This window comes from Nocardia sp. NPDC003269 (assembly GCF_042888005.1).
Lineage (GTDB): Bacteria > Actinomycetota > Actinomycetes > Mycobacteriales > Mycobacteriaceae > Nocardia.
The window spans coordinates 244,068-263,771 of sequence record NZ_JBIAPA010000005.1 but is presented as its reverse complement, the minus strand read 5'-3'; the positions used below and the strand labels follow the sequence as shown (position 1 = coordinate 263,771).

At 64.0% G+C, this 19,704-nt stretch carries 8 protein-coding genes; 2 read left to right on the top strand and 6 right to left on the bottom strand.

Annotation, left to right across the window (positions count from 1 at the left end; translation table 11 throughout):
- The first annotated feature begins 115 nt into the window (after positions 1-115).
- Positions 116-664, top strand: a complete 549-nt coding sequence (locus ACFYWJ_RS32500; RefSeq protein ID WP_355279800.1) for a DUF4365 domain-containing protein — start codon at positions 116-118, stop codon at positions 662-664.
- Complete coding sequence (locus ACFYWJ_RS32495; protein WP_355279803.1) at positions 646-1,842, top strand: hypothetical protein; 1,197 nt, start codon at positions 646-648, stop codon at positions 1,840-1,842. The genes ACFYWJ_RS32500 and ACFYWJ_RS32495 overlap by 19 nt, the downstream gene beginning before the upstream one ends.
- 12 nt (positions 1,843-1,854) lie before the next feature.
- On the opposite strand, the gene ACFYWJ_RS32490 is transcribed toward ACFYWJ_RS32495, so the two are convergent.
- The 6 genes from ACFYWJ_RS32490 to pglW all read right to left on the bottom strand — a co-directional run bounded on the left by ACFYWJ_RS32490 (position 1,855) and on the right by pglW (position 19,700).
- Positions 1,855-2,898: a CBS domain-containing protein gene (locus ACFYWJ_RS32490; RefSeq protein ID WP_355279806.1), complete on the bottom strand. Its 1,044-nt coding sequence runs from the start codon at positions 2,896-2,898 to the stop codon at positions 1,855-1,857.
- 2 nt (positions 2,899-2,900) lie between these two features.
- Positions 2,901-4,706, bottom strand: a complete 1,806-nt coding sequence (locus tag ACFYWJ_RS32485; protein WP_355279808.1) for a DUF262 domain-containing protein — start codon at positions 4,704-4,706, stop codon at positions 2,901-2,903.
- Positions 4,707-4,832: 126 nt separating this feature from the next.
- Positions 4,833-7,661, bottom strand: coding sequence for a BREX-2 system phosphatase PglZ (gene pglZ / locus ACFYWJ_RS32480; RefSeq protein ID WP_355279811.1), 2,829 nt, complete (start codon positions 7,659-7,661; stop codon positions 4,833-4,835).
- Positions 7,658-11,572, bottom strand: a complete 3,915-nt coding sequence (locus ACFYWJ_RS32475) for a phage resistance protein (protein ID WP_355279814.1) — start codon at positions 11,570-11,572, stop codon at positions 7,658-7,660. Before ACFYWJ_RS32475 ends, pglZ begins: the two co-directional genes overlap by 4 nt.
- Positions 11,572-15,210: a BREX-2 system adenine-specific DNA-methyltransferase PglX gene (gene pglX, locus ACFYWJ_RS32470; RefSeq protein ID WP_355279817.1), complete on the bottom strand. Its 3,639-nt coding sequence runs from the start codon at positions 15,208-15,210 to the stop codon at positions 11,572-11,574. Before pglX ends, ACFYWJ_RS32475 begins: the two co-directional genes overlap by 1 nt.
- Complete coding sequence (pglW, locus tag ACFYWJ_RS32465) at positions 15,207-19,700, bottom strand: BREX system serine/threonine kinase PglW (protein ID WP_355279820.1); 4,494 nt, start codon at positions 19,698-19,700, stop codon at positions 15,207-15,209. Before pglW ends, pglX begins: the two co-directional genes overlap by 4 nt.
- Positions 19,701-19,704 lie beyond the last annotated feature (4 nt).

Below are 19,704 nucleotides of genomic sequence, written 5' to 3'. Positions count from 1 at the left end.
TCCGCTGTTGTCGGGTGTCCAGCGCTGTGTTCAGGACTTTGTCCCGGCAACGATCTGCAGGCAGGTGTCCTCTCGCCGTGGTTCAATGAGCCATGCCTGGCAGAGGACATCGGCGATGACGGTTGCGCTCTCCCACGAGCTGCCCGAGGGGTCCCTGCCGCTCAGCGCTATGAAGGAAGACCTCAGTGTTGCCTATATCCACATGCTGGCCAGCGCTTGTGGGATGACTGTGGGCAGCTGGTCGCAGGACTACGACGGCCGGGATGCGACGCTCAGTTCGAGTGTCGACTACACACCGCACATGTACGCGCCCAAGATCGATGTCCAGTTGAAGTGCAGTGGACAGGAGTCCATAGCCCGGGCCGACACGGTGGCTTGGTCACTCGACGTCCGAACCTACGACCTGATCTCGAAACGGAACCGTTCGAACCCGGCTCTGTTCTGCGTCTTGGTCGTGCCACCAGAAGCAGGACACTGGCTGCACCTGAGCGCCGACGGGCTGCTCGCCCGAAGTCACATGTACTGGCAGTGGGGTCACCTGCTACCGCCGGTCAAGCAGGACCAACAATCGCAGACGGTACACATCTCGAAATCTAATCTGCTGACACCCAAGGCGTTGCTCGAGTTGATGGAGGAGGCGAGCACATGGCTGCCACAAATCTAGCCGGTCCGATCAGTGAGTACGGCGATATCCTGACCCCAGCCAACGTCGCACAGTTCCTCGCAACGCGTGATTGGACGTGCCGAACGGACCGTAGAGTCGATCAGGTGTGGGTGTTGGACGCCGGTGGGGGTGGCCGACCGGTTTCTGTTCTCCTGCCACGCCAGCCGTCTTTCGTCGACTATCCGAAACGCATGCGCGAAGCCATAGAAACCATCGCGAGCACATACGAGCTGGGCCTGCCCGAACTTGCCGAGCAGGTTGCGTCCATACGGGCGGATCTGTTCTTCATCCGGGTCGACCAACGATACGACGACGGGACGATCCCACTCAGGCAGGCAAGCGCACTGTTGGACAGCATCGATCAGATGATTCGTGCCGCCGCCCTTTCCGCCCACAACCCGAAAACAACAGGACGTGGTCGGATCCCGGATACGGTGAGTGAATTCCTCAACGAGGATGTCCGGATGGGGCACACCAAAAAAGGGAGCTTCATCATCACTGTCGCCGCGCGAATCGGTGATGAAGACGCCCTGGAGGAACCGGAGGAGCTCGGAGCACCGGTGGCCGTTCCGAGCTTCGCCAGGCGAACCATGACAACGCTGGCGCGAAGTCTCGACGTGACCAGGCGCTACGCGGCGACACGCGATCAGTTCGACGGCATCGGTGACGCAGTCGACCAAGGACTGAAACTGCAGGTTGTGCAGGCACTTCAAGAAATAGGCGGTAGTGACGGGATTCGCTCGCTCGACCTGTCGTTCGAATGGGCTCCGGCGGAACCGCAGCGTGCGGTCGTGCCCAGCCATGTGTCACTCGACCGCAGCCTCATTGATCAGTTGCCGGATATCGAACGCCGGCTGGTGCGGCGGACCGAACCGGAGCGGATCACCATCGTCGGTCCGGTCACGGAATTGAAGCGGCAGGATTCCGGTAGCGGTGACGTCGAGGAGAGCGGTGGCGAAGTCGTGGTGAATGCCGAAATCGCCGGCCGAATCAGGCGGGTGACCGTTCCGCTCGACGTACCCGATATGAGTCTGGCAATCACCGCATTTCGTGACAGGCTGCCATTCACTGCCGCGGGGAAGATCGTCAAACGTGGAAATACCTGGCGTCTTGCGGAACCGGTGGACGTCGATCGTTCCTTCTTGGAGTTCCATCTCGGGCGGCCCAGTTCTCGATAGTGATCGAATTGTCTATATCAGGTCGTTCAGCAAACCACAGAAGCTGTGGAGTTCATCGATATCTCGGTCTGGTAAGGGCTTGGGGCTGAAGTGGGCTATTCGGTTGCGGATTTCAGTGACGTGCTTGAGCTGCAGGACGAACAATTTGCGATCGACGGTGGTCCAGCCCAGTGTCCGCCAGTTGTTGTCGGCGCTCACGGACACTTCTTTGGCGTGCTTCTTGACCGGTTCGACGTCCTGCTTCTCGAGTAGCTTGACGTACTGGCCGAACGACATGTCGTGGATGGTGACGGGGTCGCTCATCTGATATGGATAGCGGATCAGGTCGATTCCGTCCTGTGGAATCGGCTGCAACAGGGTGCGAAGCTTGCCTTCTATCTCGCCGACGAGAAAGAAGGGCAAGGCGATTTGATGGAATCGATCGGTGATGTCCGCGGGTGTGACAATTCCGCAGAAGCGTCCGTTCGGTTCGCGGACGAGCATGAACCCGTGCTTGTGGATGAGCGCGAGCCGAGGGAACAACTCGTGATGGGTTTCGGCGCATTCGGCGGTGGCGATCATGGCATCGGTCAGCTTCCCGGATCGTCCACTCTTCTCGTGCATGGCGGCGACCGACTGCCAGGTGACAACGCCGCGAAGATCCGAGTGGCCGTCGATCACCGGTATCTGGGAGTAGTTGTGCTGCCGCATCAAGTGGATCGCGTGCGAGAGGGTAGCGTTCGGTGGCACCGAATGGATCCCGGATCGGGCCGACTGCAGGTCGCCGACATGGAACGGGCGTTGTGGCAACGTCCCTGGTTCGAAGTCGTCGTGCTCGTCGTCCTCGTCGTGGTACGTCACGTCATCGGCCGGAACCACCGTGATGGTCTTGTCACGATGACAGTTGGCGAAATTCGGGGCCGTGGTGAGGCCGGCATCGCGGAGCGCCTCGGAGATCGCCAGGACGCTCTCGTTGCTTCGTCGCCGGAATCCGAACAGTTCGATGAAATCTTTGGCAGGCATCGACTTGCTGCGCAGGTCTGCCACTTCTGCGGCAGTCAGCACGGTGCCGGACACACTCACACCTCCGATCTGTTGCGATCGAATGCGCTCTTGCCCATCGCCTGGGAAACCAGCCACAGTAGTTGAGCTTTTCGGTCCTCGTAGAACTCGTCGAAGTTGTCGGCGTGCAGAAGGGCCGGATCGATCAGGTGGGTCGCGACGATGTCGTCGAACCATTCCTCACGAGTGCCGGATTCGCCGGCGAGAACCGGAAGGTAGTTGCTGGGCGCACCGACAACGCTCTTGTTGGCGCGATCCGAGAGCGGTGTCTTGTTGACGATCGAGGTAGCCTGCCACTGCGGTACCCCGAACCGGGCGAGCCATCGCTTCGGGAACACCTGGCGGATGTCGACAGCGTATTGAACCAGCGTGTTGGCGGTCATCGGATCGGAAGTGAAGTACCAATCGATGGCGCCCTGCTTGATCAGCAGCGCGATGATGCCCTTGTATGCGGCGCTGTTGCGGGTGCTAAGGGAGTCGAGGCGGGTGTCGACGAAGATGGCTTCGCTGATGGTATCCGGTGTGAGTGACCGACCATCCGTCCAGGCGACAAGCTGTTCGACGTCACGCGCGAAGCGGCTCTCGGTTGATCCGCCGTACATTTCGCCGAGAACGCCGCACCAGTACCACCGCGTCAAGAGGTCGAACATCGCGGGCTCGTCGGTTCTTTCGCCGATAATCGCACGAACGGCCGCCAGCGGAATCAGCTGCGAACGATAGGGCAGGTCGGCGGGGGTGACGATGCACTGGTCTGCCAGGAAGTCGCCGACCCAGGCGAAGGCATCCCGGACGACCGGCGCCAGCTCGTCGAAGTCATGTAGGGGCAGGTTGAGCAGATCGCGTCGCTTGCACGAAACCGCGGTCGACGGCCGCTGCTGCTTGAGCTTCCAGGTCCGCACCAGCGCTACTGTCTGTAGGAAATCGCTACTGGTGAGACCGTTTTCGGTGCCTGCATCGATGTTGCCGTAGACCGGTCGAGCGGTGGCCAGCCCCTTCTTGATGTCGGCCCACACCACAGGCAGCCGATAGTAGTCACCGTGCTCGTGTTCGTACTCCCTATTGCCGGAGTACGTCGCAGTGAGGAGCTCGAACACGTTCAGCGGCACGCCACCGGTGTTCACGCGCTCGAAGACCGCGCAGACCGCGTCCGGAGTGGTGTCGGCTCCGAGATTGATCATCGGCACAGCGAAGGACTTGATGTGCTGGATCACCGCGTTTTCGAACTCCGACCACAAATCCCAGTTCTTGTCCTCATCGGCTTGAATGAACGAGCGCCGCCACCGGGCGTAGCCCTTCGGGTCGAAGACAACCCGGAGCGGGAAATAGCCCGCCGCCACTTCGGCGGCGGTGTCGGTCAACGCGAAAAGCGGTCGTCCGGTGTGCGGATGCCGGACGGCTCGGGTGTCGTGCCGGACCGAAACGATCGCGTCGTCCCGGTCGTTCGGGGACCCCACTGCTGTGGCAATGTCGACGTAATACCACACCTTCATGGGGTTGTTGCGGCTGTCGATCGTCTGTACCGGCTGGTCAAGGAATAGGGCCTGATACAGCGAGGTCAGGCGCTGCTGGCCGTCCAGGAGAAGCTGCTCGGGCTCTGCCGCGCTCGCGTCGGCTCCGGTGAGCGGGCGGGCACGGAACCTGGTCTGACCGCCGGTCTTGAGCGTCATCACGACACCCAGCGGATAGTCGAGGGTGACTGTCGCGATCAACTCGCGGATGCGCTGATCGTCCCACTTCCACTCGCGCTGGAAGTCGGGTAGCTGGAGCTGCCCGGAACGAATCCAAGTCAAGACCTCGAGCAGCGGCGGGTTGTCCAGAGCCATCGTCACGTCCCCCATCGGTGCGGTCGGCTCACTCGCGGTGGATACGACCGATTCTTCATATGTGCATCAATTGCCTTGGTGCACAGGGATTATACGTCCTGCGAATCCGGTGTCCCCTGACTCACGTCAGGGCAGCCCGAACTGCGCCCGCAGCAGTCCGACGTGCAGACGCAGGGTCCGCCCGTCCTGCATGGTCTCCAGCACCTGTACTCCGTCCACGTTCAGCAGCTGACCGAGAATCGCCGCGAAACCGCTACCGCGTGTCACCGGGTCGCCGACCCGCTGCGCCAGTGCGGTCGTCGACTGCGGGCCGTCCATCAGTGCTCGGATCGCTTTCTCCAGTTTCGTCGCGGCGGGTTTCCTGGCGAGCTGTTCGAGCTGTGCCTCGAAGACCGCCGAGGCGAGGAGTCCGGTCACGAGTGAGTCGGTCGGGTTCGCGGGCGCGGCCATCGGATCCGGTTCCGGGAGTGCAATATCGAGGGTGATCTGGTCGCTGGTCTTCTCGGCGGCTTTGCGGGAGACCGCGGTTGCAATCTTCCTCGCGGTTACAGCCGGAGCCGGGGTTGGGGTCGGGAGAATATCGGTGGGATCGCGCCACCAGCTCGGGCGCTGGTCACCCAGTTCGCGCCAACCACCTGGCGGAAGGGCGCCGAAGGGGAGGAATGCCAGGACCGGGATGGTGATTTCGGCGAGTGCCGCACCACCGTGGTAGCCGGCCTTTTGCGTGGTGTAGCGGGAATCGTTGTCCCACAGGGCAACGATCGATGCGCCGGGTTCCGGCCACACCACGCGGGGGCCGTGTAGGGGGATCTCGGCTTCGCTGCGACGATCGAAGTCACCGGCCGGGACTCGATGACGTGCGGAGGCGACGCCGGTGGCGGTGACGGCAATTCCGTTGCGGTCGATGACGTGTCCGTGATCGCTGGTGATCAGCACGACCATACCCTGTGCGGTCGCTACGGAGACCAGTGCCTGCAGGTCACCGATCTCGCGGGCCTCCCAGCCGGAGTCGTCGAGTTTGGCTTCCTTGCCGAGCCTGTCGTCGATGGTGTTGAGCACCACGGCGACATGGCAGTCGGGGTTGGCGAGCGCGCGGGACAGGTCGGGGCCGAAACGGTCTCCTGCCTTGCTGCGCAGGTTGTCCTTGTGGAATACCTCCGCGCGTCGCGCACCCCAGAACGAGTGCTCGGGGAAGAGTTTCTTCTCGGTCTTCTGGTCGCCTTTCATGAGCTTGCCGGCGAACAGCGAGGTGCGCGACACCGTGGTCAGGCTGGGTAGGGCGGCGGCCATGCACCGACGCATCGGTGCGCTGGTCCCCGGCAGTGGATCGAATTCGGAGAAACTGCTGCGCAGTTCGCCGGCCAGTTCGGTGGCGATGGCGGCGCTCATGCCGTCGACGACGATCAGCAGTACCCGGTGGTCGGCGGCCAGCGGACGCACGACGCGGTGCAGGAAGGTCTCGACGGTCAGAATGGTCTTGGGGGGTATGCCCGAATCCGTCCACACGGCAAGGTTTTTGGCGAACTCCCGGTCGAACTCGCGACGGATGGTCCGTGCGCGCTCGGCGATGGCGGCGTAGGCCATTCGCAAGGTGGGTTCGTCGTCACCACCGGCATCAAGGTAGTCCAGCGCGCGATCGGCCCATGCTGTGTCGTGCATCTGGCGTTCGAGGGCCGCCGCGACGCTGTCCTCCACTGTCGGGTCCGGCTCGGTCCGCAGCCAGCGGGTGAGCCGCTGCGCCATGCGGAGACGGCTGATCCGCACCCGCGCGTCGGGCGCGAGCCGGTGTTCCCGGACTGCGGTGACGGTCCGATCTATCTCCGCGGAGTGGCCCCGGTCGAGTGCATGCCCGGCGGCGGCGAAACGTGCAGCCAGTCCGGCGGGGAGAAGCGGGCTGTATGTTGCGGCGTCTCCGGCGCCGAACTGGCGGACCAGCTGATCTGCTTGGAGCAGAATCGCGGCCTTCGTCTGCCGTGCAGTGCGGGTCGGTTCGTCGACCTCGTCATCCGGATCAGCGTCCGCGTGAGCCTTGTCGAGCAGCACGGTCACATACTGCTCGCAGGTCCGGCCGAAGGTACTGAGCAGCGCATCCAGTGCTTGCGCCTGTGCAGGTGGGTGATCACCCAGCCATCGTTCGACCCGTCCCCGCGCCTGGTACACGGTGCTATCCGGCCGTGCGTGTGTCCACAGCGCCGCGCAGACGAGTCCGTAGGCGATGGCTTCGGCAGCGTGCCCTGTGCGGGCGAGGGCAGTCACGACCGAACCGGCCGCACCGGATTGCTCATTCTCGCTGAGGAATTCGGTGATCCCGTCGCGCTCCGGAACACGAAGGTCGAGCAGGAGCTGCGGGCCGCCGGGTGACAACGTCCACGTGAGGAGGGTGTACGGGTCGATCCGGTCAGAGTCGGTCGGGATCTGCAGTCTGCGGGCGGTGAGCGCGGCCAGCGCGGGCACGCGGGACAACACGCCGCCTGCCATGGTGGTCGGCCAACCGCGTGCTCCCGCGGCATCCAGCAGCGCCTCGCAGGCCCAGCGTTGCTGCTTGAGCCTGGTGTCGATGCCGGTGGCGCCGAAAGACTCCCGCACGATCTCCCACTGATCCACCGTGCGGATGCGGTTGCCGTAGGCGCGAACGAGGATCGCTGGGTCGACATCGTGGTCGTCGACAGTGGTCACCAGGACCAGCACGCGCGGATCGGGGTCGATCTTGCGAGCGTGACCGAGGATCTCCTCGTGCACCGCCAGGGGCGACGCCGCCACCGCGACCTCGATTCGACGGCCGTCTCCGAGGGAGAGGATCGAGTCGCCCTCCCACACCGGTTCACCGCGCAGCAGCACCGTCACCGGGGCACCGGGTGCGGCGGTGAGTTTGGCGATCTGGCCGTGGGAGGAGAGGTACTGCGCGACCGTCGATCTCGACAGCCGCAGCGCACCGGCCGAGGTGGTCGAGGTCATTCGACGACCTTCCAGGAGACTTCGACGGTGGCTCCTGGTTCCAGTTCGGCCAGTTCGGCCAGTTCCGCCGCGAACGCTGCGACAGCCTCGCGCGCGGTCGTGGTCTGAATACCCACCCGGCGCCGAGCCGTTGTACGTACAGATCGATCGGGTGATACCGGTGGGACGCTGGTGGTCGTGCCGAGGTCGACTTGGTCGGCGCGTTGGGTGGCAGGGGAGGGTTCGGGCGCCACCGGAGCGGGGGTGGGCTGGGCAGTTTCCTGCGCGCGTCTGCGTGCTTCTTCCTCACGCAGGCGCCGCGTGGTCAGCTCGGTCACCTTCTGCGCGGTCTGCGCCAGCGACTCGGCCAGATCTGCTGATCGCTGGTCCGCGCGGGCAACGGTGCGCAGCGACTCCAGCAGCGCCGTGCCCTCCGGTCCCAGGAACTGAGCGGTTTCGAGGTTCTTCCACGGTGCGTGGGTCATCGCCCGAATCACCTTGTCCGCAGCGGTGATCGAGGTGGCATACCGGTCGGCGTTCACCGCGCCCAGATCGGCACCCGCCAGTGCTTCCACAGTCTTCTTGGCACCTGCCGATCCACCACCGCTCGCGCTGAGCAATCCCGACAGCAGGTCGAGTGAGCGCCGGGCGAGCGCGAGCCTGCCGCCTGGTTCGGTGTCGTCGAGGCGGAGGAACTCCGCGTGTTCCTCGAGCTGGTCGACCAGCCTCGACGCCGGATCCTGGAAACGCGTCGCCGCGGCGGTGATCTGGCGGGCGAAGTGCTGTACTTGCCCACCGCGGAGCAGCGTCGGTGCCTTCTCACCGAAGAGGACCTCGAACCGGTTACGTGCTGTGTCCCAGTCCGATTCGCTGGGCAGTGGCTGTGCACGGAGGGCGTCGCCAGGTGCGAGTTTGGTCAGGTCCGGTGTATCGATCGGCACGCCGCCGCGGACCCAGATCCGGTCGTCCATTTCGGCGAAGGACGCGATGACCAGGTTGGCGATGTGGGATTCGAGCCCGCGCGGCTGTGGCCTGTCGATCCAGTCGCCGAGGGAGATCACCGACAGGTCACCGGTGTGACCGTCGTTTTGCGCGTACTTGCGGAAGTGGTCGGCCCAGCGCTTGGACAGCTCGAAATAGGCTTCCTTCTGGTTGCCCAAGCTGAGCGGTTCGGCGATGCGGCGCATGAGCGGCCGGTCCTTGGCAGGCACTTCGAAGCGGCCGTCGCGGGCCTCCGCCGCGCCTTTCACATGCTGCAGCACAGTTTTCGCCTCGATCGGCTTGACGGCGGTGCCGGTACCTTCCTGGTCGAGGTTGGGGTGATCGGGGTACTGGTGGGCCAGCAGTTTGCCTGCCAGGGTGCGGATCGCGTTGTAGAAGGTCTGCCCGATCGACACCGTCAGGTTGTCGATGTCGGGTAGCGGGTGGAACAGGCGATCCAGATCGGTGGTGACGTCGTTCGGTTTGCGTTCGGCCAGGCCGTAGGCCTGCTTGAACCAGGCGAGTACCTGGCCGCGCAAGGTTTCGCGCTGGGATTCCAGGAGCTGCTTGGCCGTCGCCCGGTTGTCCGGATTGAGATGCTGGGCGTACTGGGTGTTGAAGCGGTAGGGGTCGGCGAGTGCCTTGGTGACCACCAGCAGCCGCCGGAATTCCTCCCAGCGGGGTTTGGTCAGATGCGTCGGCAGCCAGGCGACGGTGCGGGGGTGGTTGTCGCCCTGGGTTTCGCGCAGTTTCCGGATGCGGTCGGCGTCTTCGACCGGGCCGTGTAACCCTTCGTCGTAGGGCAGATCCAGCACGATCCGCCAACGACCCTCGATGGCAGGCTGCAACTCGTGGTTGGGCAGTGAATCCTCGTCGCTGACATTGCCGAACACCACTTCGGCGACCCGATTCGAGCCACGCCAGGTGAAGCGCAGCTCGTCGGCGTCGAATCGGCCGTTGGCCCGGTCGAGTCCGAACTCCTCGGCGAGCAGGTCGCGGGCGAGCGCGAGCCGGTTCGCCGGATTGTCGTTGACCTGCGCGTTCGCGATCACCGACTCTACGTCGACACCGGAGATCTCCAGCCGCACACCAGGATTGGTCTCGGTGCCGACCATCTTGATCTCCGGGAACCGGCCCGCCCATTCCCGCACGATGTCGATGGTCAACGCTTCTTCGCGGCCGGGGATCATCGACCGGATCGAACCGTGATTTAGCGCGGTCAGCCGGCGGATGGTCAGTTCCCGCAGGGCAGGCACGGTGGGGGCTAAGGCGGCGAGCAGCACGGTGCAGGCGAGTCGGTTGTGGCCGACGAACTTGGCGCAGTTGCCGAGCCGCTTGGGATCGGTGATCGTCTCGCGCCGGTTGAGATAGGTGTCGATATCGTCTTCGGTGACTTCGCAGGTGCTGAGCAGATAGGGGCGCAGCCGGGTCCGGTAGAGCTTGTCGGCGGCGTCGAAGAGGACCTTCTTGTCGGCGACGAACGGGCGGTCACCGCCGCGGGTCAGCTGCTCATAGAGGTCGCCCAGCGGCACCAGGTCACCGAGGCGCAGTTCGTTGCGGTGGTCGGCGAGCAGCTGGCTCATGAGTTTCAGGCCGGTGCGGGAGCGCTGCAGCGCGGCCGAAATGTGCACGAGGGTGTCGAGGAACGCCGGCGAGAACGGGTAGCTGAGCCGGAACGAGGCTTCGTCGGCGCCGGTGGTCGTCTCGTCCGAGCCGAGCAGGGTGTCCCACACCCGGGAACTGAGCTTCTTGGTCTGCTCGAACGCGGCATCGATCTGCGCGGACGCGGCGGCGTCACGCGGCTTCAGCAGCCGGGCGCGGGCGATCTGCGGCAGGTTGCGGTCTTCGAGACTGATGAGATCGAACCGGCCAGAAGCATGGTTCAACGCGTCCTGAATCGTCGATTCCGCCGCGCCTGCCAGTTCCTCGCCGACCAGCTCCCGCAGGTCACGCTGCCGGGCGATGAACGAGATGATCGGAATCGCCCGCCGCGCATCACCACCTTCGCGCAAGTTGGTGATCTTGCTGGCCTCACGGGCGACCTTCTGCTCGTCGTGGATCAAGCTGGCCAGCCACAGGATCAGCTCGTCGAGGAACAGGATGATCCCGTCGTAGCCGAGCGACTTCGCATGCGCGGCAATCACACTGAGCCCCGCGTCGAGCGAGACGAATCCGCTTTCGTCCTCGGAGGCTCGCCGGGTGAATCCCGGCAGCAGCCCGATGCTCACGTCGTTGACGAGTTTGGCGCGCAGACCGGCATCGGTCGTGGGATTCACATGGTCGATGGGGCGACCGTCGTGGGCCTCCTCGGCGACGAGCGCACGGTCGACCTTGTCGGTGGTCCAGAATGCGGTCGTATCACCCCACTCGTCGTCCTCATCGCCGGCATGGTCGCCGTTGAGCGCGGCGAGGAACGACTCCTCACCCATCCGTTCCCGCAGCGACCGCAGATCGGTGAACAGCGCATCGGTGCGATACACGGGCGGCACCGACGCATCCGGGTGCTTGGCCCGCACGAACTCGACGTACTCGCCGAGGACCCGCTGCTCCATCGATTTGGCGTCGATCATGTGGTAGGGGACCATCAAGAACTTCTTGTTCTCGGTGATCAGCCACTCGTGTTTGGTGAGCACCGGGTCGAACTCGGTTTTGGCGCGTGCCACCTGATTACCGGACAGCAGCGCGTACAGCACCGCCATGAAGTGCGATTTACCGGCACCGAACGAACCGTGCAGGAAAGCGGGCTTGGACGTGTTCCCGTCCAGCGCGGATTTGATCAGCGCCAGCGCTTCGTCGAAGTTGCCGAGCAGCCGATCGGTGAGCACATAGTCCGCGACCGCCTTCGTCGATCCCGCCTCGGTCACCGCTTCGGAGAGGGTGAGCACATAGTCCGACCCGGAGGGATTCTCCTTGATCTCGATGAGCTCACGCAGCAGCGGATGCTGGTTCATTAGTTGTCGTCCCCCTCGGCCTCGGCGGCCTTCTTCTTTGCAGTGCGTGCAGTGGTGCGGCGACCACGCGGTGCGGGTTGCGGTCGCCAGTTGCGCAGATCGTCGTCGGTGAGACCGTGCTCGGCTTGGCGGTCGCGGCGGTCACCCGACAGGAAGGTCGACGGGGCGATGCCGTAGTTGGGGTCGACCTCGCTGTGCCACTGATCGAGCCAGGGCTGGAGTTCGAGGAGAGCGGCCAGGAACGGGGTGATCTCCTCGGTGGTGAGGCTGTGTTCGGCGAGGTAGATGGCGATGGCCATGGCCTGCTCGCGGTGATCCCAACCGGCCCAGCCGTAGAGGTCGGGGGTTGCTGCGTTGGTTGTGCCGTAGGAGATGAAGCGTTCCTTGGGCACATCGAGGCTGCCTCGCGCGGACCAGAAAGACGGCCGTAGAAAGTCAGCCCTAGTGTATTTGGGAGGCAGAGGGACCGTTTTGCGGAACGCGATTTTGTCGGCTCCTTCCGGCATGGCGTCTTCTTGACGCTGAAGATCCCACACGTGTTCCCAGTTACTGTGCTTCGTGAGACCAGAGGGCTTGTAACGCAGCGCCGCAAGTCCTGGGACATGCTCATCCGTCAGGAGGTTCACAACGAGCTTGGCGAATTCGGTTCGTGGAGAATACAAGCTAGCTACGGAGACGAAATCCTTGTCGGACGCGAGACGATCGGTCAGGCGGGAAAGGGTGAGGATCTGCGGTTGTCCGTTAAAATCTGACCACAGGTCCCCTGACTCTATGCGGTCAAGGAGCCAAGCGCGAAGAGATTTGGACAGTAGGCTGTCCCAACTTTCTGTGGACCAGCGACGCTTGTATTCCGGACGCTCGATCATGCCGATCGCGCGGTTTGTTAGTATTGTGTCGATTCGACGTTGGACAACTTTCTGGTAGGAACGCGGCCAACTTTGGGGGATCTGATTCGTTGGTTCGGTTCCATGGCGTTCGAACCACGCGCTGATCTCTTCGCCATTATTGATTCTGTCAGCGAGTGCTAACTCGAATGCGCGTTCACCCAGCGCGAGCGTCGGTAGATCTTCTGCGGGTGTTCGAAGATCTTCGGAAAGTCCGTAAAGTGAGTACACTTGCCAGTCCAGTTCTTCCTGCAGCGTGATCATCTGCGCCCGGATGCACTCCCATCTCTGCTTCCCGGACTGCATCAGGGGGGCGTTGGGAGTATTATCGGCGATAATTGCTGCTGGCGAAGCTGACATCAGTTCGCGTGAAAGCGCATCCAACTTCGTGCTGATCTCGATTGGTTCGGCAGCTGGCAGCGGGAGCTGCTTCAGGTTGCTGGAGTTGAAGACGAATCGGTGTTCCCAGAATTCGTCGGATATCCCGCCACCTATCCCTCCGTTGCCTTTGTCGAAGCACACCAACTTCAACCAAAAGCAGGCTGCAGAACTGTTAAGTATCCCTAGAAGCGCAAGATAATCAGAATCTTGAGAGGTTGCGGGAAGCTTGATAATCGGTGATGTCCGATTGTATGCGTTCTTGTCTCGGTCAAGGACGAAGTGATTGTGGGTTGTAATTTCTCCATAGGCGATCGTCCACGGATGTGTATCCTCATCCTTCGGCAACTGATGCCATGCCCACCACGGGCGCCCTGTCTGATAGTAGGTCTTACCTGTTCCGACTGTCCGATTCCAGAGTGGGGTCCTGATTCTCCAGAAGTGACGGAGGAATGCCTCGGACAGCTCTGACGCGGTGGCTATTTCGTGCTTCGAATCGTATGGGAACACCGTGATGTCGCGACCAGTGAAATGCCAGTCCCTAGTTTGGTCGCCCCTGAAGCTGCTTACAAGACGGAGTTCATCCGACAGCAGTCGGGTGGCGTGCGTATTAGCTAGATTGAATGCGTCATCGGCGTGTGAGTCGCCGAAGAATCCAATTCTTTTGACCCTATCGCCAAGCGGGCATGCTTTGCGTCCGTTGAGGATCTCGATCATTTCTAGGCCGCCGTCGAGGAGGATCCAGGGTTGTTTGGCGAAGTATTTTCCCCGATCAAGATCCTCTACGGAAATCCAGTGCCCTAGATGGCCGGGTTTGTCGATGTTCTCTACAATTGAACGCCAGACGACGCCATGTCTTGGATCTCTTGGAGTTGCTGGCTCGCCTTGCACGCTGCGTACTGTCCTGATGGTCGACGTGCGACCATTTCCTGATCTACAAATTCCTATAAGAATGATGGTGGGGGTGGCGTGTCCTGGAATGTATGCTCCAGATGTATCGATTACCTCGGTAAGTTCCACCTGCTTCGCGAAAAAATCCTCGATGAGTGTAGACCCGAATTCCCGCTTCATAAAGGAGTTAGCTGTAATCTGCCCCACCCTGCCGTAGCCATTGCCTTGCTTGTCGCCCTGTTTGGCCAGTTCAAAGAACCTTTGCGCGAATGGTACCGATAGTACGTATAGTCCAAAGCATGCATCGTAAAGTTCTCGATACAGGTCCTTTAGGCCTCTGTCCTTAACCTCAATATAGGGTGGATTTCCAACGACTGTGTGATAGCGTCCTGGCTTCAAGATGTTTGGGTAGTCTTGGACGTCTTCGGTGGCGTAAGAGTGTTCGGCAAGGGGATCGTTCTGTTCGCCGTCGAAGGTGAGCTCGAGCTGGCGCGCCTTTATGAGGGAGTCGCCGATGGCGAGTTTGATCGGCCAGTCGTAGCGGGCGGCCTCGTTGAGGGTGCGGATGTTGGCGGCGGCCATCGCAGCGACGAGGAGCCGGAAGCGCGCGATCGCGATGGCGAAGGGGTTGATGTCGACACCGTGCACGGATTCCAGTGCGGCGCGGACTCTTTCGTGCCGGTCCATGGTCGGGCGGTTGTCAGCCCAGAGGGAGTTCAAACGTTTGAACGCGCCGAGGACGAAGTGGCCTGAGCCGCAGGTCGGGTCGATGAGTTTGATTGCGGCGTAACCGAACTCGTTGATGGCAGGAGTGAGGGTGCGGTCGAGGATGAATTCTTCGACGAACTCCGGGGTTTGCAGGAGTGCGTAGTTCTTGCGGATGTCCTCGGAGAGGTCCTGGTAGAGGTCGCCGAGGAAGCGGGTGTCCCAGCCGTTGATGCCGTCTTCGTCGAGGGGGTCGGTGAAGTTGTGGATCAAGACGCCGTGCTCGTCGCGGCTGCGCCAGAATTCGATGAGGCCGCGGGCGCCTTCGTGGGAGACGGGGATTTGGTACAGGGGGTTGCGGGCGGGGTCGAAGAGGAGTTTGCCCGCTTGGCCGGTGCCGAGTTCGGCGAAGGCAGTTTCGAGCCAGCCGCGGTAGGTGGGGTCGGGGTCGGATTCGACGTAGGAGTCGTAGCGGGCGTGGGCCAGGTCGCGGCGGTCGTTGCTCGGGCCGGTGAGGTAGGGGTCGGGGATGAGGTGGTTGTCTTCGCAGAAGCGGACGAAGACCGTGCCGAGAACCCAGGCCACGGCTACCTGGGTGACGCGTTCGCCCAGCCAGGCGGATTCGGTGGCGGCGGTGCGGTTGAGTTTGCGGGCCTGGGAGTATTCGGCGACCAGGCGCGCTTTCACCTCGGGTAGGGCGCGGAGCTGGTCGGTGAGGTCCTTCTCGACCGCGGTGACCTGCTTCTTCAGATCGGAGAGCAGTGCGGTGCGGTCGATCATGCGGTGGCTCCTGATGCGGGTTCGGTGGGGCGGTGGCGGTTGCGGATCCACGTGTCTGGCAGGCAGATCCACTCGTTGAGGGCGGACTGGTAGGGGACAGCGGTCGTACCCAGGTGCGGATGGCGGGTCGGGTCTGCCTGCGGGCACATGAGCCAGAGGCCGCCTCTGCCGCGGCGGGCCTGTTCGGCGAGGCGGCTGAGGACGTCCATGGCGTCGTAGCGGGCGAAGACCAGGGTGTCGGTGAGCAGGAGGGGGCCGTCGCCTGCGATATTGGCGGCGATTTCGGCTTCCATGCGGCCCCATGCCGTGCGGGCGTACTCCGAGAACTTCAGTGCGCCACGTGAACCCGGTTCGGCGACATCGGCGCGCAAAATGGTGTCCCAGGTCGGCTTGGTGTTAGGGGGGACCTGTTCGTGCATGGTCGCCAGAAACAGGGCGGTGGCCGACATGGGGCGGGCGCCGAAGCGGTCACGCAGGATCTCCACCGTGGTGGCTCGGTTCTTGCCGACCGGTGTGATGGGGGCGGTGAGTACGCGGAAGCCGTCGCGGCGGGCGGCTCCGGTGAGGAGTTCTTCGGCGCGGGCGGCGCTGGCGATATCGGGGTCGTCGGCGTAGGTGCCCGTTGCAGTGTTGGTGCCGGTATTGGTCGACCAGCGGCGGGAGTGGGCGGTGAAGCTGGATTCGGTGTCGTTGCGGTCGGGGAGATACCGGGGCGTGCGGGTGACCGGGTGGGTGGCCACTGTCAGGGTGAACCCGGCTTCGCGGAGTGCTTTGGTGAGTTCGGGGGTGTGCTGTTTGCGGACGCCGCCGGGGACCGGGAGTTCGGGGAAGCGGGCCAGGATACGGTCGATGACGGTTTCCGGGGCCAGGCCCGTTTGGTGAGACATGGGCACGCCGGGGGTCAGGGACAGCAGACCTGCCTGGGCGAGGCGGACGGCGCGGACCAGGGGGAGGTCGCGCGGATAGATCTCCAGGCGGGGAGTGACGGCGGCGTTGTGGGAGGCCGCCACGGCTACCTGGACGAGGCGGCGTTCGTCCAGGGTCGCCGAGCCCGGTGGTGGTTCGACGGCGCCGAGCCGGTCCAGGACGGTGGCGGCGGTCGGCAGGGTTTCCAGTGCCGCCAGGGCGTCGGCGGACTTGCCCAGGCGCAGGGCGTAATTCGTCAGACCCTGGGCGCCAGGGGTGCTGGGGTCGGTGTCGTCGTCGACTTCCAGCGCCAGCACGACCACCGGGTCGGCGCCGGACTCGCGGCGCTGCGCGACCAGCAGCCTGGCCTCATCGGGGACGAGCTGTTCTACCTCGGCGACCACGCGCACCGCGGCCATGCCGAGAGCGCGGCGCTCCGCACGGGTCTGCACAGCAGAACCACGCAGCACGAGGAGAGCGTCGGCGAGTTCGGTCGCGGCGGCCACCCGGCCGAAACCGGCCAGCAGTTCGAGGACCTGCGTGCGCAATGACTGCACCGCGGGGTCCTCTTTCCACAGCTTGCGCTGGGCCTTGAGTAGCTGGGTAACCCGGGCCGAGGTCAGGCCGAGAGTCTCGGCGACTCTCGTCTGGGTGGGCCAGCTGTCGAGTTCGGGAAGATCGCCCGCGCCGGGGATACGGAGCAGGCGGGTGACCGCGTCGACCTTGGTGGCATTGCTGCCGTTGTTGTTCCGCTCCGGGACGAACCGGGTGGCCAGGGTGTCGAGACTGAGAGTGTGCAGCAGGCCGTCGCTGAGATCGGCTGTGGCGGTGTCGAGTTCGTCCTTGGCCTCTTGCCGGGCCTGCGGTGCGAGCGGGGCGGCCTCCGCACGGCCGAGCCGATTGCCCCACTCCTTGAGTCGTTCCTGGATCTCCCGGCGGGACCGAACACCCAGACCAGGGGCGTTGATCAGCTTGCCGCGGCCGTACTCGAGAAACTCGCCGACGGTGTTCACCCCGAGCCCGTACAGGAACTGTTCGGTCGCGGCGGTGAGGCCGGCCTGCGAGAGGTGGGTCTCGAGAGTCGCCTCATCGGCGATCTGGCGGCGCTGATCCTCGGGAGCGGGGGTGTCGAGATCACTCGGCGGTGGGATCGGGTGGGAGCTCAGCGGGCGGGACGGCACCGCGCGGGACATGTCGAGGAAGATCTTGCGCCACGCATCACGCATCGGCTTGAGATCCGAGAAGCGTTGCGCCACCTGGCGGTGCAGGGCTTTGCGGAAGAACGAGACCAGGCCGTCGCGGACCGAGGGATCGAAGGCATCCGCGGCGATCTTCGGGTAGGGCCACTCGGTGGCGTCGAGCTGTTGCGGCAGCATGCTTCCGTCGCCCCAGCAGGGCAGTTCACCCGATGCCATCTCGTGCAGGGTGACAGCCATGGCATAGCGTTCGGCATGCGCGTCGTAGACGCCGCGGGTCAGTGTGCCGATGAACGGGTCGAGGTAGCCGTCGGTGCCCGCATCGGTGTTGCGCACCGGGTAGCCGGCGAGCGAGAAATCGATGAGGACCAGTTCGCGGGTGCGGTTGGGGCGTACGCGAATCGCGATATTGTCCGGCTTGAGGTCTCGGTGCCACACGCCCTCACCCTCGAGGAAATCGAGGGCGCCGAACAGGTAGTCACTGTAGGTTTCCAGCCTGCCGACCTGCAGCCGGCCGTTGTCACGGAGCTCGCGGGCGACCGTCTCCTCGGTGCGCTGCTTGGACTCCGAATCCAAGCCCTGCTCGTTGCCGACATACTCGAGCACCAGGGTGGTGCGTCCGGCGAGCGTCAGCAGTTCGGGATCGACGAGGCCGATTACACCAGAGTCGCGGCGCAACCCACGCAGCACCGCCGCTTCGCGTTCGAGGATCTCGGCGCGATCGTCGGAGAGCGCGACCTTGAGCACCACATAGGATTTGGTGCCGGGCTTGGCGGTGGTGGACTGCTCGTCCTCCACCAGCAGTGCGCGGCTGGTGGAGCCGGTGCCGAGACGGCGCACGACCTTCCAGCGACCGGCGAGCACATCACCGGGCACGGCGTCGAGCGGATCCTTGTCCGGAACTTCGGGTTCGTCGTCGTCCGGCGCGTCGAGCGCCTTCTCCGCCGACTCGAGCAGTTCGAGGAATTCCTCCATGGAACCCAGCCGCTTGGACGGCTGGAAATCGGTCGCCGCGGCGACCAGCAGATCCACATCCCAGGGCACATTGTCGGCCAGCGCGCTCGGGCGCAGCTCCTCACCCGATTCGAAACGCGCCAGCAGCTCGGCCTGCGAACCCGCGGGCGCCTTGCCCGTGGTGATCAGGTAGGTGAGCATGCCGAGCCCGTAGACATCCATGGTGATGGGGTCGGGGGCGGGGGCCGTGACCTCGGGGGCGAGATAGGCATTCGAGCTGGACCGCAGGTGCTGGGCCGACAGTACGGTGGGTGCGTGATTGCGGGTCATGGGCGAGGCGGTTCCACCCGGGCGCTGCGTCGCCACCTGCCAATCCGAGATCTGTAGCAGCGGCTCCCGCCACCGTTCGGTCTCGTCCTTGCCGGAACGGGGAATGACGTGGATCGACCGCGCGGCGAGCGCGCGGTGATAGAGGCGGGCTGAATGCGCCGACCGCAACGTCTCGGCGAGCTGGCGCACCAGCCGCACCCGGTGACCGATATCCAGGGTGTCGCCGTGGCGGGTGAGATAGGCGTCGAGGCGCAGGGTCTCGGGGTGGTAGCGGAAGATCAGAGCGGGGCCTGCGACATGCGCCGACGGCTCGAAATTCTCGAGCTGCACCACCCCCCGATGCCCGAAGCGGCTCAGCACATGGGCCTCCCGCTGGGCGGCCGCGTCGACCGACCTGCGGGCTTGTTCGTCGGAGCCGCGTTCGCGCAGATACAAGCGGACCCGGACCTGCTTGCGCAGTTCGGTATGCGTGGCGAGGTAGTCCTGCCACGTCGGGCCGGTGTCGAGCGGTTTGCGTTCGAGCTGGTAGGCGCCGATGACGAAATCGGCATCGCTGCGCCCGATGCCGACCTGCTCGAGCGCCTTCTTGATCGAGCGGGCCTTGTCCAGAGAGATGGTGTGCCGGGCGTCACGAACCGGGGCGTTGAGGCGGTCGATCAATTCCTTGATCGTGTGCGTGTTGGCGCGGTCACCGGTCGGGAGATCGAATTTCAGGCTCGCGTTGGTCAGGCAGACCGCCGCTCCGACGAACACCCGGGCGCCGTGCTCGCCGAGGAGACCGGCCAGCTCCTTGCTCTTCTGGTTGACCAGATGCAGCGGACTGCGATGGAAGCGACGATCGCCGCGGATCGTGGTCTGGACCCAATCGCCGCCGGATGAGGTGAGCCGGCCACTCCAGTCCTTGAGCTCGATCATGTGCACGCCGTTGGGCGCTATCACAAGCAGATCGACTTCGCGCACATGGCCGGTCTTGGCGGTGAAGGTGAAGTTGGACCACGCGAACCACGGGTCGACATCCGGCAATCGCGTCCGGATCGCCTCGAGCCCCCGCCGCTCGTGCTCGAAACTCGACTCGGTGACTGGTGTCCACCGACCCTCGTTCATATAC

Coding starts and splice junctions, on each gene's coding strand:
- ACFYWJ_RS32475 (WP_355279814.1), bottom strand. CDS start 11,572: ATGAACCAGCATCCGCTGCTGCGTGAGCTCATCGAGATCAAGGAGAAT.
- pglX (WP_355279817.1), bottom strand. CDS start 15,210: ATGATCGACCGCACCGCACTGCTCTCCGATCTGAAGAAGCAGGTCACC.
- ACFYWJ_RS32500 (WP_355279800.1), top strand. CDS start 116: ATGACGGTTGCGCTCTCCCACGAGCTGCCCGAGGGGTCCCTGCCGCTC.
- pglZ (WP_355279811.1), bottom strand. CDS start 7,661: ATGACCTCGACCACCTCGGCCGGTGCGCTGCGGCTGTCGAGATCGACG.
- ACFYWJ_RS32485 (WP_355279808.1), bottom strand. CDS start 4,706: ATGGCTCTGGACAACCCGCCGCTGCTCGAGGTCTTGACTTGGATTCGT.
- ACFYWJ_RS32495 (WP_355279803.1), top strand. CDS start 646: ATGGCTGCCACAAATCTAGCCGGTCCGATCAGTGAGTACGGCGATATC.
- pglW (WP_355279820.1), bottom strand. CDS start 19,700: ATGAACGAGGGTCGGTGGACACCAGTCACCGAGTCGAGTTTCGAGCAC.